This window comes from Acinetobacter sp. LipI_15, assembly GCF_058242865.1.
Genome location: NZ_JBZAYN010000001.1, coordinates 610,980 through 626,909, shown reverse-complemented (window position 1 = coordinate 626,909; position 15,930 = coordinate 610,980). Strand labels below are relative to the sequence as shown.

General features: G+C 41.9%; 14 protein-coding genes and 1 riboswitch. Of the genes, 6 read left to right on the top strand and 8 right to left on the bottom strand.

Annotated elements, in window-relative coordinates; translation table 11 throughout:
- Positions 1–55: 55 nt before the first annotated feature.
- A complete protein-coding gene (locus AC4CU0_RS03010; protein ID WP_490742437.1) occupies positions 56–1,390 on the top strand; it encodes a Na+/H+ antiporter NhaC family protein in 1,335 nt (444 codons plus the stop codon).
- 84 nt (positions 1,391–1,474) lie between these two features.
- Here the strand turns inward: AC4CU0_RS03010 and AC4CU0_RS03005 are convergent, their stop codons facing one another.
- Entirely contained in the window at positions 1,475–2,503 is a 1,029-nt protein-coding gene (locus AC4CU0_RS03005; protein WP_490742436.1) for a helix-turn-helix transcriptional regulator, read from the bottom strand.
- 145 nt (positions 2,504–2,648) lie between these two features.
- Here AC4CU0_RS03005 and AC4CU0_RS03000 point away from each other — a divergent pair, with 145 nt between their 5' ends.
- Positions 2,649–3,524 carry a metal-dependent hydrolase gene (locus tag AC4CU0_RS03000; protein ID WP_180009066.1) on the top strand — a complete coding sequence of 292 codons (876 nt, stop codon included), beginning with the start codon at positions 2,649–2,651 and terminating at the stop codon, positions 3,522–3,524.
- Positions 3,525–3,575: 51 nt separating this feature from the next.
- Here the strand turns inward: AC4CU0_RS03000 and AC4CU0_RS02995 are convergent, their stop codons facing one another.
- The 6 genes from AC4CU0_RS02995 to AC4CU0_RS02970 form a co-directional block, all read right to left on the bottom strand.
- On the bottom strand, positions 3,576–4,568 hold the full coding sequence (locus AC4CU0_RS02995; RefSeq protein ID WP_490742435.1) for a DUF2804 domain-containing protein: 993 nt from the start codon (positions 4,566–4,568) through the stop codon (positions 3,576–3,578).
- 145 nt (positions 4,569–4,713) lie between these two features.
- Positions 4,714–5,232, bottom strand: coding sequence for a DUF1543 domain-containing protein (locus AC4CU0_RS02990; protein WP_490742434.1), 519 nt, complete (start codon positions 5,230–5,232; stop codon positions 4,714–4,716).
- 22 nt (positions 5,233–5,254) lie between these two features.
- Positions 5,255–5,980: a CPBP family intramembrane glutamic endopeptidase gene (locus tag AC4CU0_RS02985; protein WP_490742433.1), complete on the bottom strand. Its 726-nt coding sequence runs from the start codon at positions 5,978–5,980 to the stop codon at positions 5,255–5,257.
- A gap of 196 nt (positions 5,981–6,176) precedes the next feature.
- A complete protein-coding gene (trpB, locus tag AC4CU0_RS02980; protein WP_490742432.1) occupies positions 6,177–7,403 on the bottom strand; it encodes a tryptophan synthase subunit beta in 1,227 nt (408 codons plus the stop codon).
- Positions 7,387–8,028, bottom strand: a complete 642-nt coding sequence (locus AC4CU0_RS02975; RefSeq protein ID WP_490742431.1) for a phosphoribosylanthranilate isomerase — start codon at positions 8,026–8,028, stop codon at positions 7,387–7,389. The genes trpB and AC4CU0_RS02975 overlap by 17 nt, the downstream gene beginning before the upstream one ends.
- A gap of 161 nt (positions 8,029–8,189) precedes the next feature.
- Positions 8,190–10,058 carry a TonB-dependent receptor domain-containing protein gene (locus AC4CU0_RS02970; RefSeq protein WP_490742430.1) on the bottom strand — a complete coding sequence of 623 codons (1,869 nt, stop codon included), beginning with the start codon at positions 10,056–10,058 and terminating at the stop codon, positions 8,190–8,192.
- Between the two features lie 128 nt (positions 10,059–10,186).
- A riboswitch (cobalamin riboswitch) is annotated at positions 10,187–10,342 on the bottom strand.
- A gap of 236 nt (positions 10,343–10,578) precedes the next feature.
- On the opposite strand from AC4CU0_RS02970, the gene AC4CU0_RS02965 reads away from it, so the two are divergent.
- The 3 genes from AC4CU0_RS02965 to AC4CU0_RS02955 all read left to right on the top strand — a co-directional run bounded on the left by AC4CU0_RS02965 (position 10,579) and on the right by AC4CU0_RS02955 (position 13,963).
- On the top strand, positions 10,579–12,432 hold the full coding sequence (locus AC4CU0_RS02965) for a TonB-dependent receptor plug domain-containing protein (RefSeq protein WP_490742429.1): 1,854 nt from the start codon (positions 10,579–10,581) through the stop codon (positions 12,430–12,432).
- A 47-nt stretch (positions 12,433–12,479) separates the two neighbouring features.
- The gene (locus AC4CU0_RS02960; protein WP_490742428.1) at positions 12,480–13,064 is read left to right on the top strand and encodes a cob(I)yrinic acid a,c-diamide adenosyltransferase; all 585 of its coding nucleotides are present in this window, start codon (positions 12,480–12,482) and stop codon (positions 13,062–13,064) included.
- Positions 13,065–13,249: 185 nt separating this feature from the next.
- Positions 13,250–13,963, top strand: a complete 714-nt coding sequence (locus AC4CU0_RS02955) for a glycerophosphodiester phosphodiesterase (protein WP_180005543.1) — start codon at positions 13,250–13,252, stop codon at positions 13,961–13,963.
- Between the two features lie 66 nt (positions 13,964–14,029).
- On the opposite strand, the gene AC4CU0_RS02950 is transcribed toward AC4CU0_RS02955, so the two are convergent.
- Positions 14,030–14,575 (bottom strand): META domain-containing protein, encoded by a 546-nt coding sequence (locus AC4CU0_RS02950; RefSeq protein ID WP_490742427.1) that lies wholly within the window; start codon positions 14,573–14,575, stop codon positions 14,030–14,032.
- 190 nt (positions 14,576–14,765) lie between these two features.
- On the opposite strand from AC4CU0_RS02950, the gene AC4CU0_RS02945 reads away from it, so the two are divergent.
- Positions 14,766–15,926 (top strand): acyl-CoA desaturase, encoded by a 1,161-nt coding sequence (locus AC4CU0_RS02945; protein WP_490742425.1) that lies wholly within the window; start codon positions 14,766–14,768, stop codon positions 15,924–15,926.
- Positions 15,927–15,930 lie beyond the last annotated feature (4 nt).

Below are 15,930 nucleotides of genomic sequence, written 5' to 3'. Positions count from 1 at the left end.
TTAAATTGCAAAACCTGCTTTATACTAGCCGCATACTTTTATTTTTTTATCTCCTATGTCCTCCGATTCACAAGTGAAAGTGCCTGCTCGGGCATTTGCACTGCTCCCGCTTATTGTTTTTCTGACCATTTTTTTGGGCAGTGGTATTTACCATTCCATCATTGGAACTGAGTTTGCGTTCTATCAAGTGAAAGCCCCAGTCGCTGCTCTTCCTGCAATTGTATTGGCAATTTTGCTCTATCGCGGCAAGATAAATGACGCGATTGATACATTTATGAAAGGTGCTAGCCACCCGAATTTGATCTTAATGTTCATGGTCTTTATGCTCGCTGGTGCTTTTGCCAGTGTCAGCAGTGCCATCGGTAGTGTCGATGCAACAGTGCAGTTGGGACTATCGATGATTGCGCCTGAGTTCGTGCTGCCTATGCTGTTTATTATTGCGGCCTTTATTGCCACAGCGATGGGAACCTCCATGGGCACCATTGCAGCCTGCGCGCCAATTGCCTTTGGTTTTACACAAGTCACCGAAATTGAAGTGGTGTATGCCATTGGTGCTGTGGTCGGTGGTGCTATGTTTGGTGATAATCTGTCGATGATTTCAGATACCACCATTGCTGCAACGAACAGTCAAAAAGTTCAACTTCGCGATAAATTTAAGGTCAATGTCTGGATTGCTGTTCCTGCATCGATCGTCAGCATCTGTATCTATTTATTTATGAGTCAAGGCTCACAAGCGATTGAACACAAAGCCTATAATGCGTGGCTAATCCTGCCGTATTTAGCCGTATTTATTTTGGCCTTTTCACGTTTGCACGTGCTTGCTGTGTTGACTATTGGTGTCTTACTGTCTGGTTTGATTGGTTTGGTCATTCAACCTGAATTTAATTTTTTAAGCTTAAATAATTCTATTTATGACGGCTTTACCGGCATGTTTGAAGTTGCCCTGCTTTCTATTTTCTTGGGTGGTATTTCTGCCATTATGCAAAAAGAAGGCGGTTTAGAATGGCTGATTCAACGTATTTACAGCATGACACGCTGCTTTAAAGTTGGTGCTGAACGCGCAGGTGAAATTGGTATCAGTTTCTTGGTGATTTTCTCCAACCTATTTGTAGCAAACAACACTGTCGCAATTATTTTATCTGGTGACATGGCACGTGAAGTCGCCAAAGAATATGGTGTAGACTCTAAACGTGCTGCTGCGCTCTTGGATATTTTCTCTTGCGTAGTCCAAGGTCTCATTCCTTATGGTGCACAGCTGTTACTGGCTTGTTCGATCGCAAAACTTTCGCCTGTGGAACTGATTGGTAGTGTGTATTACTGTTGGGTCTTGGCAATCTTTGCCATCCTTGCCATTTTACTTCGGTATCCAAAATTAAAAGCTGCGGCATAAGTTTGGCTTTAAAGAAAAGCGGTCGTTTGACCGCTTTTTTTAATGCTGTATGAATGGCTTTTCTTAACGAGCAATCAGCACGTTTTATTCTAATCTCAAGGCTTTTTTTCGCGCTAATAATGTCTCTCCACTATATGCCTTAAAAGCACGTGCCAAAGCAGACTGATCTGAATAACCTAGCTGTAAAGCGATATCTGTCAAATGGGTTTGTTGTGAAAGTAGATATTCACAGCGTTTCATCCGTTCAAGCTCCAAAAGCCGTTTAAACGAGGTGTCTTTCTCCTTTAACTGTCGTTGCAAGGTTCTGACTGACAGATGTAACTCCTCTGCTAACCACTCTATTTTAGGGGCTTGCTGTTTTCGTTTGAGATGATCAGCGATGCATTGTTGCATCTGTTGAATTGGATCGGCATGTTGCGGACGAGCGGCGATCGCCTCTTCGGCTTGGCGTAATAACAATTGCATCAGTGACGGATCAGCAAGTTCTGACTTTAAATCCAAACTGTCTGCATGAATCACAAATGAATATTTAAGGGTCGAAAATTCCATTTGGCAACCATAAAACTTTTCATAGTGATAACGTGCCATCCGCGGCACATGTGCAAAATGAATGCGGAGTAACTTTAAAGAATCTGGAAAAATTTGCTTGGCCAAATGTGCCATACAGGCCATGGTCAATTCATTCACCAACGCATATTCATCATCATGCTGTGGCCAAGACAGTATAATTTGATGATCTTGATGGCTCATATTCATCGGCACAATTTGCGCGCCATCAATCACCAAACGACTAAACCGCATCACATATTGCAAAGCATCTGCAACACTATTACTCAGTGTCGCCATATAGCCTAACACCCCAAAATGCTCTGCACGAATATACTTGGCCATTTCAAAGACCAATTGCGGGCAATCCAGATGTTGCTGAGTCAGTTGCATGATGCTGTTAAAAAAAGAATTCGGCGATTGAGAGTCGATCGGCAAAGACAGCACATGCTGAATTTGCGCAGCATACGGCGCAATCCATTCGAGCTGTGTATAGTTTAATTCACGCTCAATTAAGACCATATTCCACAGTTGGAAATAACCATTTGGGATCTGAATTTCAGCCATCTCGCCACTCTTTCTGACCTGCCAATTCTGACATTTTATATTTTCATCATGGCGTAAAATGTATAAAAATTGGCAATATCTGTCAAAACAAAGTGCAATTTCTCCGACATACTGCAATCAATACGACTCGCACAGAAAAAATATCATGAATGCTATCGTCAAATATCAAGTCGAACCCATTGTTCGCACAAAGCTAAATTTTAAGTTAGAAGAAATCCCGCGCTATTGGTTTGGCGGAGACCCTTTTTTAACACGTATGTTTGATGCCTTGAGCCTGACCTTTCCTGATGGCGAGCGCTATTTTATTGAATCTGTACGTCTGTTCCGCAGTCAAATTCAAGACCCTGATTTACAGCAACGTGTCGCTGACTTTATTCGTCAAGAAGCGCAGCACGGTATGGCGCATGACAAAATGAATATGTTGATGAAACAACAAGGCATGCCTGTCGATGCGTTCATTAAACGCTTAAATAAAATTTTTAAGTTTGAATTGAGCCAGCGCTCTGCCGAATACAATATTGCCATGACGGCTTCCGCCGAGCACTTGACTGCGCTGATGGCTGAAACCTTTTGTAGCCAAAAGTCCGTACTAGAATCTGCGCATCCTTATGTCCGTGCATTATTTATTTGGCATGCGATAGAAGAAATGGAACATCGCGATGTGGCTTTTGATGTGATGAAAGATGTGGCTAAGGTCGATGAAAATCTAAAGAAATTTACTTTGGTCTGGACCAGTGGATTGATGCTTGGCTTTACCTTATACCGTGCTAATGTGATGCTGAAACATGACGGGTTCAGCTTCACTGAACGTTTAAAATTAAATATGAAAGGCTTACCGTGGTTCTTTGGTAAAAATGGCACCCTCACCCGTATGAGCAAGCCATATCGAGATTGGTTTAAAAAAGACTTCCATCCGAGTCAGCATCCCATTGTGCAAAATTATGATCTCTGGTTAAAAACTTATGAAGAAACCAATGATCCAATTCAAGCTGCGGAAGTGTTTTGGCAAGCTGCAAAATAAACACTGAATAAAAAAAGCCGCATCGATTGCGGCTTTTTTATAGGCTTAGACTCACCATTTGGCATAGTGCTGCTCAAGTAAACCATATTCATTTAAGAATACAGTTTCTTCGCCATCACGTTGAATTGTACCGCTAATTTTTGCCTGCCATTGACTGAACTGACTACCGACCAATCTTAAATTCAGGTTTTCATAGCGCCGCCAACCTGTGCTGACGATCAAATTTAAGCTGTTGTCTAATGAGCTAATATTCCATTGATTATCGCCTTGTTGCTGGAACAGCACATCAGACATGGCATACAGATGTCCATTGACCCACAGACAATTTTCATTGCCAAAGCTTTCATTTACCCCAGAGGCAAGATTGATCCCAACGCGTCGATTTTGACTGTCCCAAAAGTTACACGATAACCAAAACCATGCGGTTTCAGGACGAAGAAAACCACAGGTATCATCTAAAGACACCAATGTTCGGTCATGAAATTGAATGGTCTTGCCTTGCTTATTGATAAAGAAACCTTCACAGCCCAACGTCGTCAATTTTTGAGTATAGGTCCAACCATTAATTCCTGTAGGGCTACACATACTCAGCGGATCAGTCCCCGCACAAAACACTCGAGCGCTCAGTTTGAGTTCGCCATGTTTTGACATTTGAATGTATCGCACACCATTGGCATGCTGAATGTCTAGTTGAATCCCAGACTTAATAAAATGACTTTGATTAAATAAAGGTTGTTCATCTAAAACGGTATTACGTGACAGGAAATTAATCGAATTCCATTCCAACACTTCATTCGCAATATGGTCATACACATAGACAAAACCGTGCCCCGCCCACGCGATATCGGCAATCGCTAGACCAATCGTATAATGATCATGCTGAATACAACAAAATTTAAATTTTTTATATTTTAAACGCTTACGCCAACCTTGAAGTCGTTTTCCATACGGTGTCTTATATTCATACTTACTTAAATCGATGCGATTGGGAAGTTCACTAAAACGCCCATAATGCGGCTGTCCATTCGGCCGTATTAAATCCATATACGCCATTCCATTGAGGTTTAAGGTCTAAATCCTGAATGTTATTATGCCTATTATTTAACGCCTGAAAAGACAATCCATCTGATTTCAGGCGAATATCACAAAAAAATATAAAAGCTGACATTTCAGCTCTTAATCATCACAATTATTCATTTATTAAGATGTAATCATTTTTCCATGAATTTTGCTGGCTATGCGGCGTTTCAACCAATTCGATATAGCGCCCATAGACATGATCAATCGCAATACAATCATCAACATCTAGGGTTCGGTCGGTATGTTGTTTTTGCCAATGTGACTCAAAAAAAGCCTTGCCCCGTTGTTTTGCAACGCTGGCATTTTGTCCCGTCACCAAAACATAACGATGTAATTCACCAAATTCGCGGGCATCATATCCCCCGAGATTAATCAGCCATAATTTTTCATCTTCAGCTCGGGGCGCGGCATCACAAAATTGGATACGATAATGCTGATTTTCAGTGCTGACTGTATGTACCTGTGCCCAAGCATCAATATGTAAGCCTTTTTGCTCACCAAACCATGCCGTTCTTAGTTGCGGATAAACCTCTTCTAATGCGTTACCCACTGCAAGAATGACATCATGCACTTCGATATTTGCTCTTGGATGGCGTCCGCCGAGCATCACCATAAATAAACTGGACACAATCTCCCCCCTATTTTTGACTTCAACTGCCCACATAGGGCTGAAGTAATTTCAATAAAATCACGCCGCCTAAAGAGAGTACCGCATTGTTAACGAAATGAATGAGTAAGACATGCCAAATGTTACGCGTCCACAAATAGATCAGGTTGAGAAATAGGCCTGCCGCCATAAAACTGATGGTCGCAATTAAATTGCCATCAAAATTATGATAATGAATCAAGCCAAATAAGATTGAGTTCAGCAAGACCAAGATCACTCGCCACGGCCACGGCTGTACAAATAGCTTTTGTAGTAAGGTATAGCGGAAAATAATATCTTCGAGCAATGCGGTAAATAATGGCCCAAGACTGATGATCAACAAACTGAAAAAGGCAATCGTATTGGGATCAATGGTCGATTTTTTTTCAATGCTCTCACCGACGGGCAACAGACTGCGTGTAAAAGAAATCACCACTTGTATGACGACTGCACCGACAACCACCAACAGGCTTGAGCGCCAAAAGGCCTGCTTATACTTTTGCCAATGCATAGACAGCATGCTTTTATACAGCCAACCTACCGCAATAAATAAGATGCCCCGAAAAATTGAATCCCCTAAAGCAACCTGAACAGAAATACCAAAAAGTTGTTCTAGGATAAAGCTATTAAAAAATATCAGTGGGAGAATACACAGTGCAAAAGTATCACGCCATTGCCATGAAATGTGTTGAGGAAAGGATTCAGCTCGAACCAATTGAGTAAACGTCATTGTTATAAAATCTTTCTTAAGCAGTAGAGTTTCATCATTATTGTGACGCAATATACACTTTTATTCTGCTAGGTTTTTGTAGGCAAATCAAAATAGTTTCTTCAGTGTTATAAAAAAATCGCACAGAATAGCTTCTGCGCGATTTTTTCTTCACCCTCTCCAAACCTCTCCCAAAGGAAGAGGCTGAAAAGCGAAATTACATCTCAACCATTTCAACGCCATCAATGCGAGCAACGGTCATCAAGTCTTTATCACCACGGCCTGAAACGGTGGCAATAATGATTTGGTCTTTATCCATAGTTGGCGCCAGCTTGGTCACATACGCCATTGCATGTGAGCTTTCTAGCGCAGGGATAATACCTTCAATTTGAGTTAAATCACGGAAGCCTTGCAATGCTTCATTGTCATTGATCGGCACGTAGTTCACACGGTGCATATCTTTTAAAAAGCTGTGCTCAGGACCTACACCTGGATAATCCAGACCTGCAGAAATTGAATGCGTTTCAATGATCTGACCTTGTTCATCCGACATTAAATAGGTACGGTTGCCATGAAGCACACCAACATGTCCTGCATTGAGTGGTGCAGAGTGTTTGCCTGTTTCAATGCCGTAGCCTGCCGCTTCAACACCGTACATTTTTACATCTTCATCGTTCAAGAATGGATAGAACAAGCCCATTGCATTTGAACCGCCGCCCACACATGCCACCAAGGCATCTGGTAAGCGGCCTGCTTGTTCTTGAATCTGTTTACGTGCTTCACGGCCAATGATCGATTGGAAATCACGTACTAGTTGTGGATATGGGTGCGGGCCAGCCACTGTACCAATCACATAATAAGTAGAGTCAACATTGGTTACCCAGTCACGCATCGCTTCGTTCATGGCATCTTTCAATGTTTTTGAACCGCTTTCGACAGGTACAACAGTCGCACCAAGCAAACGCATGCGGTACACGTTCATGGCTTGACGTTTAACGTCTTCAGCACCCATAAACACTACACATTCAAGGCCTAAACGCGCTGCAATTGTTGCCGTTGCTACACCATGCTGACCCGCACCTGTTTCGGCAATAATACGTTTTTTACCTGAAAGCTTAGCCAGTAAAGCCTGACCAATGGTGTTATTCACTTTATGTGAACCTGTATGGTTCAGGTCTTCACGTTTTAAGTAAATTTGCGCACCACCCAACTCTTTCGACCATCGCTCAGCATAATACAAAGGACTAGGACGACCGACGTAATACGCCAAGTCACGGTCAAATTCTGCCAAAAACTGTGCATCATCTTTCATGCGGAAATAGAGTTTTTCTAAGTCCTCAAGTGCTGCCATTAGAGTTTCTGACACAAAACGCCCGCCATGAATACCGAAATGCCCTTGTGCGTCAGGGAATTGGGTATAGTCAATCTTATTTTGCTGATCCACGATGGACTCCTTGCATAAAGCGTTCTATGAGTTGTTGGTCTTTAATACCTTTGCTTGATTCTACACCACCGCTCACATCAACGGCATAAGCGCCTGTGGTTCGAATCGCATCTTCAATATTGTCAGGCTTTAAACCGCCCGCCAAAATTAAAGGAATATCGAGTTTAGGGAACTGTGCCCAGTCAAAGCTATGCCCTGTACCACCTTTCAGCTCAGGATGCCATGCATCCAATAGTACGGCACTTGCCCCTGCCTGCTGAAAAACTTGAATCTCGCTAATCACGTCCAAATCGGGTTTGACCTGAATGGCTTTATACCAGCGGCGCCCAACGGACTGCGCAATCGTTTTGCACTGTTCAGGGCTTTCATCGCCATGAAACTGCAGGATGTCTACAGGTGAAATTTTTAAAATATCCTGTATGTCTGCAGCCGATGCATTCACGAATAAACCCACGGTCTGCACATACGGCGGCACATGCTGAATCAGCTCAGCGGCCTGCTCTGTCGTTACACTGCGTGGGCTGGGCGCAAAGAATACAAATCCTATCGCATCTGCACCAGCTTGGACGACAGACTGAATATCTTGAGTACGTGTAATTCCGCAGATTTTGGCACGGGTTCGCATATTATTGTGGCTCTAACTCCGCCCTATTCATAGCCTATCTATAAATATAAGGGCGAATCATTGTAATGCAATTTTCAAGTATTGCGTGGATTTTCAGCATCATTCAGCAGAATTTAAAAAGCCCTGATCAATCAGGGCTTTTTTTTAAGAAGGCTTGATACTTATTTCATGGCATAACGCAAGGTTACCCAAGCAGTGCGACCATCTTGATTAAATAAAGTGCTATTGCTGTAGTTGGTCGAATATTCTTTATCAAATATATTGGCAAGTTTGGCTTGAACACTGAATTCAGGCGTGGCTTGATAAGTTACTCGCGTATCCACTGTGGCAAAAGAGCCCAATTCAGCAGTATTTGTAGCATTAGTATAACGCTTATCTTCTGCATGAACTGAAGCACCGACAGTCCACTTATCCATTGTATAATCTGCTGAAGCATTAAAGATTTGCTTTGGTTTTAAAAACAACTGCTTGCCATGAAGTCCTGCTGTCTCGTTTTCAGGTTCTTGATATGTATAATTCACATTCCAAACAAAATCATTTAATTGCTGAGTGAATGATAATTCAGCACCTTTAATTTTTGCATTATCTATATTGCTTGGAACATAGTTCCCCGTTGCATTTGGTGCCCATGCGATCATATTTTCAATTTCATTATAGAAACCGTTTAGCTCCCATTGAACATTGCTGATCACACCTTTGAACCCAATTTCATAGTTTTCAGATTCTTCTGGCACTAATGTAGGATTTTCACTTCCTGGCCAATACAAATCATTGAATGTCGGGGCTTTAAATGCGGTGCCATAACTGACATAACTTTGTACAGTATCATTAAAGCGATATCCCAAAGTCGCACTACCAGTCGTATGGTTGCCAAATTGTTCGTTATCATCCTGACGAACTGCACCTTGCACATCAAAGCTGCCAAATGAACCTAGATATTGTGCAAAGTAAGCTTTGTTATCCCGCTCTTTAACGGCATAAGCTTTCGTACCTGACACTTCATCATTCTGGTAATCAAAACCAAGCATCAAGGTATTTTGCTTATTAAAGTTCAGTGTATTCAGCCATGATAAGCTATCACGCTGTGTGTTAATGACCGATGGATTTGCATCACGACTATCTAATTTATCTTCAGAACGCCCTAACTTTAACCCTGTAGTCCACACATCAAATGGCTTGTAGGTTGCACCAATACTGTAAACATTTTGCTCGATTTTACTATGCACATTGTTTGCATCAATATAAGGAGAACCCCAGTCATCCCTATTATCGTATTCATTCTCACCATCAACTACTAAGACACTTGCATCAACATTAAATTGATCATTGAATTTATGCCCCATACGTAAAGATGCAGACTTATTTTCGTAGCCGTCTTTATCTAAATCATTGGCTTCATTAATATTTGTCGCGTCGATGCCTTGGGTTTTGGTGCCAGCTAAACTCAAGGTTGCCCAAGTATTGTCATGTTTAACATTTAAACCAACATTGCTCTGATATGTTTCATGAGAACCATAGGTAAAAGATGCAAAAGGCTTCACCCCATTTTGCGTCCCTTTACGGGTAAAGATTTGAATCACACCACTAATGGCTTCTGAACCATATAAGCTTGAACGCGGACCGCGTAAAACTTCTACACGTTCAATTTGATCAATTGGGAAGTGTTCAAAAGCAGTTTCACCAAGCGTTGCTGAACCCACCTTTTGACCATCCACCAAGACCAATGCATGACGATTACCCGTACCGCGAATTGAAACACTTGTAACTTTACCTAAACCGCCAGTATTGCTATACGTTACGCCCGGCACTGTACGAAGCAATTCTTGTAAAGAAGTAAATTGCTTACGTTCAATTTCTTCACGGTCAATTACAGTCACTGCTGCCAAAGTTTTTTGTGCGTCTTGCTCAACAATATTGGCAACCGTGTTGGTAATCACTGGAAGTTGATAAACTTGGTCTGCTGCCATCGCAGCAGAAAGTGGAGATAAAACAAAAAGCGACCCGATAAGAGTCTTAGAGAAAGAATGCATGCTGTATTCCCCGATCGCACCGCCCGTGCGAAATAAAAGTGGTTAACGCGTGGCGGTTTTTGGGTAAGCGATGGCTTGCCATTTTTCAGACAAAAGCATGCAATCCCGCTATAACGCCCGCCGCATTATGAATAGGTCTGCATCAGGCCGGTCTCCGGACTTACGTTATGAATAACGATTCACCGTTGCGGGGGCAGTGTCAGATAACAACAGCTCTATACTGCTGGACTGACTTCCCAGTTTCACTTCTCAATTAAGGAAGCACCTGAAGCATGGGCAGATTAGTTTCTGCCCCACAGCAAGTCAAGCTGAATATGCAGCAACACTAAAATGCCCGATAGATTTGATTGTTCGATAAATCGGAGTTCTCTATACTTAAGCCATTCACAACAGTTGGCATGGGAAGTTTCCACAACACTGCCCCCGCAACGGTGCGCAAGCAATGCCTTGCCAGTCCGATACCTGCTCACTGTGTTCTATCACTCAATCATTTACGTGGGGTAAATGCATGGAGCTTTGTATGCCTTTTCCTTTTCAGCCGACTGCTCTTGCAGCTGGCATATCTGCCCTTTGTATTTTTAGCTCCCAAATATCTGTTGCAGCAGATTCCATTGCACAACCTAAATTGGACACCATTGTCGTCACGGCAACACGCTCACAAGAAAAATTAGAAAATGTGCCAGCACGTATTTCCATTATTGATGAGTCGCTCATAGATCAATCACCAATTGCATCATTTCCACATTTATTAATGAGTGATGCTTCTATCAATATGGTGCAGCTGGGTGGCTATGGACAACAAGCTTCATTTTTTTTACGTGGCACAGAGTCAGACCACACTTTGGTATTGCGTGACGGTGTCCGTTTAAATAATGATGCCAGCGGTTTAGCGCCAAATAATTTTATAGATACCACAGACATTAAGCAGATTGAGGTTTTAAAAGGCCCAGCATCTGTCCTTTATGGCACCAATGCCATTGGTGGTGTGGTACAAATCATTAGCAAAACCCCTGAAAAAAATGCAGCTTTTATCAGCGCTGAAATAGGTGAAAATCAAACCTATAAAAGTACTGTCGGGGTAGACCTAGCCAAGCAAGGTTTTTATGCGCAAATTCGTGGACAGCGTTTAGAAACCGACGGCACACTGATTCATGAACATGAAAATGCCAGAGCTTCTAGCTTTAATCAAAAAGGCGTGTCTGCCAAATTTGGCTATGAAGAAACACGCTTTGGCACTTCATTGGATTATTCTGAAAACCAAGGTAATGCTCAATATGAGCAATACAGCTGGAATTCACTGCAATATGAGCAAAAGTCGCAAGATTTTAAAAATCAAATTGCAACCCTGAAGTCACGCTTCAACCCCACAGATCAGCTGACCCTGAATGCTCGCGTGTCTTATTTTAAAGATGAGTTGGAACAGCTCAAAATCTTTGAACAGACCCATTATGAATCCACTGAATATGAACTGACCGCAAAACATCAAATGACGCCGTCTCAGAACATCATTGCAGGCATCACCCATCGGCAGCTAGAAACATCAACGCTAAAAACTGCAGAGTCTTTTCATCAAGACTTAAACAGTACGGGTTATTATCTACAGCACCAATATCAAACTGATAAATTAAAAACTCAAGCGGGTATTCGTCGTGAAGACCATGAAAAATATGGTCAACACACGGTCGGACAAGTTGCTGCGCGTTATTTTTTCACGCCGTTGTTTAGTAGCTATGCCAATATTGGTACAGCATTTAAAGCGCCAACCATGAACGACTTATATTATGGCGACTATGCAAACCCTGACTTAAAACCCGAAGAAAGTCAATCCTATGAAATTGGGCTAGACCTACAAATGACACCACAACTAAAAACTGGTATGTCTATCTACAGAACTGAAATTGATAACCTTGTTGATTCTGATCCCAACAATAACTGGAAGTTTGCCAATATTGATGCAGTGACCATTCAAGGTTCAGAAGTCTATGTGAATTGGAGCAATGAGGCATTTTTTACAAAGGCCAGTTATAGCTACAATCAAGCAAAAAATGATAAAACAGGTTTGGATTTGAGCCGCCGCCCACGCCAAAAACTGGCATTGTCAGCTGGTTGGGCTGATGAACATTATGGGCTGTCAACAACGCTGAGTGCGAACAGCCATTCAGACAGCAGTAATTATGATGAGGATGTGATCCCTGGACATGCTCAGATTGATTTCAATAGTTATTACCAACCCAACGAGCAACTGCGCTTCTTTGCCAATATTCAAAATGTCGGCGATGTTCAATATAAAACGGCTTCTGCTGGCAATTTCGACGGCAAATTCTATTTAAATGGCGGCCGTTTGGCTTCCTTTGGCATCACAGTTAGATATTAATTTCACACTGATTTATTCAACTTTTAATCAAAAAATGGACAATTAAAATGGGCCACCGTTTAAGTAAAATTTATACCCGCACAGGCGATTCAGGCACAACAGGTCTTGGTGACGGATCACGTGTAGCAAAGGATGATTTACGCATTGAAGCCTTAGGAGATGTCGATGAACTCAATTCAAGCATTGGTATTCTGCGTTCGCACATCGCACTTAGCAGTATTGAAGACAAAGCGGCTTGGGATAAATCGCTCAGCCTGATTCAGCATTGGTTATTCGACCTTGGCGGTGAAGTCTGCATTCCAAACTTCAACTTGGTACAACCTGTGTCAATTGAGTTTTTGGAAAATGACATTGACCGTATGAATGAAGCGCTGCCAATGCTCAAAGACTTTATCCTGCCATCAGGAACATTGGTGTGCAGCTTTGCCCATCAAGCGCGTGCAGTTTGCCGCCGTGCAGAACGTCGTTTAATGGCTGTACATAACCGTGACCAGAACATTCAAGCACCGTCATTGCAGCTACTTAACCGACTCTCTGACTGGTTATTTGTCGCATCGCGTACATTACAACACGCTGAAGGTGGTTCTGAGGTGCTGTGGCAGAAAAATATTAACGACACGATTGATCAATAAGTTTTGGATTCAAAAATTGCTCAAATCCTTTGACCAATTAAAAGTCTATTTTACATTGAAATAAATCGAAACATTTCGTCCGATCATTCTTGTATTTCAGGATGATCGGATCAAAATAACAGTGTCATCTCCCTGTCATTCTTACAGGACACTATGTTTTTATCTTTCAATTTTGCAGGCCCTTTATGCGCATAATCGGTCACCGTGGCGCTCGTGGTGAAGCACCTGAAAATACCCTAGGTGGTTTCCAATATATTCAAGATTTAGGCATACGCTCAGTTGAATTTGATGTGCGACAACTAAAAGATCGCGCCTTAATTGTGATGCATGACGATCAATTCATCCGTACCACCGGCCAAGATAAGTATCTTTATGAATGCGAAAGTTCTGAACTAGAACCGTATAACCATGCAGTGACATGGTCAGAATGGAATAAAGTTGAGCCGACGCCACTGCTCGAACAAACGCTCAAAATTATTCATAACTTCGATCATATTGAAGTCGAAGTGAAAGCAGTGAAGACACAGACTGAAGCTGAAGCGCTGACTGAAACCTTGGAACAACAGCTCCAAGGTTTCGAACATTCCGCGGTGATCACCAGTTTTGACCCTAAAATTCATCTTGCTTTGCAACAAAAAAAATCCGGCTTCAAACGCGGGCTTTTGGTTGAAACAGACGTAAAATTTAAAGCGATTGAACAAGCACTTGAATTAGGTTGTATCCAAATCGGTTGGATGAACCAACTCGCCAATTCAGACATTATTCAGGCCACGCAGCAGGCAAAATTAAATGTGAGCGTATGGACTGTCAACGACGTTGATCGTGCTAAACAGCTTAAAGATTGGGGCATTAACGGCTTAATTACCGACTATCCTAAATTAATGATGCAGCATTTTTAATGCTGCTTTATTCACCTAGATTTGTGTAATTCACTTCTCGATCAACACGTCGATATTTCAATCGGTCTATTTTCTTTCCAAAACCAATACAGTTTGTCCCCGACTGTTTTGCATCGTCATGTGTTTCCCTTTTATTTGGAATTGTGTTGCGGCTTGCAAGGCATCTGAAAGTTCAGCCTCTTGAGCCAAAGCCGAATCACAACTGAAATAGCCTGCTCGGGCATTCAGATCAATGCTGTGTTTTAAGGTATCAATCACATAAGTGCCACTGATGTTATTACATCCCGTATTGCCTTGAATTTGGCGAAATTGTGAACTGAACTGCAAATAAGGTTGATGATGAAAGAACTTGGCTTTTTGCCCTGCAATTTGCACAATCGCCCATGGAATATCTTGTATCCCATCATTTACTCGAATAACTTTTAATGGCTGCTCAACGCTGTTGCCATGTGACTTTTCCTGTGATTTCCCTTGTGACTTTGTAGTCACCTTCTGCGTCGGAGAACTTTGACAGGCCATGAGTCCCAGACAACTGATCAGAAAGCCGCCCCAGATACAGTGTTTGACCAAAAGCTGCGGATTATTTTGACGATTTTGCTGTTTTTTTAGCATCTTTTTTACCCCACAAAAAGTCAAATAACTTCAGTCGTATTATGTTACTGTTTAGAACAATACAACTGTACAATAACAGTGGTGAAAACTGGTTTTCCCGTGCTACTATTCTGTACGTTTAAAATCCCTTAAAAAATTAATGGGATTAGTCCTATCTATACCTCCCAAGGTTTCAGGAGTGCTGTTGGAGATGAATGCTCCCCTACCCAAAGCCCCAATGAACTGGATTGCTATTTTTGCATTGGTGTTTTTACCTATTGTCGCAGTTATTGCAATTCCGTTATATGCCATTAATCATGATTTTAGTGCCGCTGCTTGGATCAGTATGTTTGTTTTACTGGGTGTCAGCAGTTTAGGTATTACTGCGGGTTATCACCGCTTATGGGCACACCGTGCTTATGAAGCAACCTTGCCTTTAAAAATCATTTTAATGCTCATGGGTACTTTTGCTGTTCAGAACAGTATTTTGTTCTGGGCTTCAGGTCACCGTACACATCACCGTCATGTAGACGATATTGACCAAGATCCATACTCGATTAATCGTGGTTTCTGGTATGCCCATATCGGGTGGATGCTTCGTGATTATCCAGCAGCAGAACCGAACTACAAAAACGCGCCAGATCTTTTAAAAGATAAAGTCGTTTTGTTCCAAGATAAATACTACATTCCACTGGTGATTGCTGTGCATGCAGCGATTTTAGTGCCAATTGGTTGGGCTGTTGGCGACATGTGGGGCGTTCTATTATTGGGCGGTTTAATGCGTCTAATCTTGAGCCATCATGTGACGTTCTTTATTAACTCACTGTGCCACATGTGGGGTAAACGTCCGTATACTGACGAAAATACCGCTCGTGATAACTTCTGGCTCGCTATTGCTACTTGGGGTGAGGGTTATCATAACTATCACCACATTTTCCAATACGACTACCGTAATGGTGTGAAATGGTGGCAATATGACCCAACTAAATGGCTAATTTGGTCATGTTCTAAATTAGGTTTGGCAAAGAACTTACGCCGTATTCCAAGCTTTAATATTAAAAAAGCTGAGTTGGCAATGAAATTTAAATATGCTGAACAAGACCTTGCGATTTATGGTCTGAATATGACCGATGACATCGCCACAGCAAAACAACGTATTTCTCAAGAATATGATGCGTTTTCGCAAACCTTGAATGACTGGGCAAAACTAAAAGAACAGGAAATTCAAGCGAAGAAAACCGCCGTTGCTGAAAAAATTCATCAAATGGATGACAAACTAAAACTTGAATTCCAGCAAGTTGAACAACGCCTATCTCAGCACCGTGAAACACTGAATCAATTAATGCGTAATTTGAAAAAGAAAACCGCTTAACTGT

What these genes read in the sequence shown, in the direction of transcription:
- AC4CU0_RS02965 (WP_490742429.1), top strand. Translation starts at nt 10,579, where the DNA reads ATGCCTTTTCCTTTTCAGCCGACTGCTCTTGCAGCTGGCATATCTGCC.
- AC4CU0_RS02995 (WP_490742435.1), bottom strand. Translation starts at nt 4,568, where the DNA reads ATGGATTTAATACGGCCGAATGGACAGCCGCATTATGGGCGTTTTAGT.
- AC4CU0_RS03000 (WP_180009066.1), top strand. Translation starts at nt 2,649, where the DNA reads ATGAATGCTATCGTCAAATATCAAGTCGAACCCATTGTTCGCACAAAG.
- AC4CU0_RS03005 (WP_490742436.1), bottom strand. Translation starts at nt 2,503, where the DNA reads ATGGCTGAAATTCAGATCCCAAATGGTTATTTCCAACTGTGGAATATG.
- AC4CU0_RS02975 (WP_490742431.1), bottom strand. Translation starts at nt 8,028, where the DNA reads ATGCGAACCCGTGCCAAAATCTGCGGAATTACACGTACTCAAGATATT.
- AC4CU0_RS02950 (WP_490742427.1), bottom strand. Translation starts at nt 14,575, where the DNA reads ATGCTAAAAAAACAGCAAAATCGTCAAAATAATCCGCAGCTTTTGGTC.
- AC4CU0_RS02985 (WP_490742433.1), bottom strand. Translation starts at nt 5,980, where the DNA reads ATGACGTTTACTCAATTGGTTCGAGCTGAATCCTTTCCTCAACACATT.
- AC4CU0_RS02970 (WP_490742430.1), bottom strand. Translation starts at nt 10,058, where the DNA reads ATGCATTCTTTCTCTAAGACTCTTATCGGGTCGCTTTTTGTTTTATCT.
- AC4CU0_RS02955 (WP_180005543.1), top strand. Translation starts at nt 13,250, where the DNA reads ATGCGCATAATCGGTCACCGTGGCGCTCGTGGTGAAGCACCTGAAAAT.
- AC4CU0_RS02960 (WP_490742428.1), top strand. Translation starts at nt 12,480, where the DNA reads ATGGGCCACCGTTTAAGTAAAATTTATACCCGCACAGGCGATTCAGGC.
- AC4CU0_RS02945 (WP_490742425.1), top strand. Translation starts at nt 14,766, where the DNA reads ATGAATGCTCCCCTACCCAAAGCCCCAATGAACTGGATTGCTATTTTT.
- AC4CU0_RS03010 (WP_490742437.1), top strand. Translation starts at nt 56, where the DNA reads ATGTCCTCCGATTCACAAGTGAAAGTGCCTGCTCGGGCATTTGCACTG.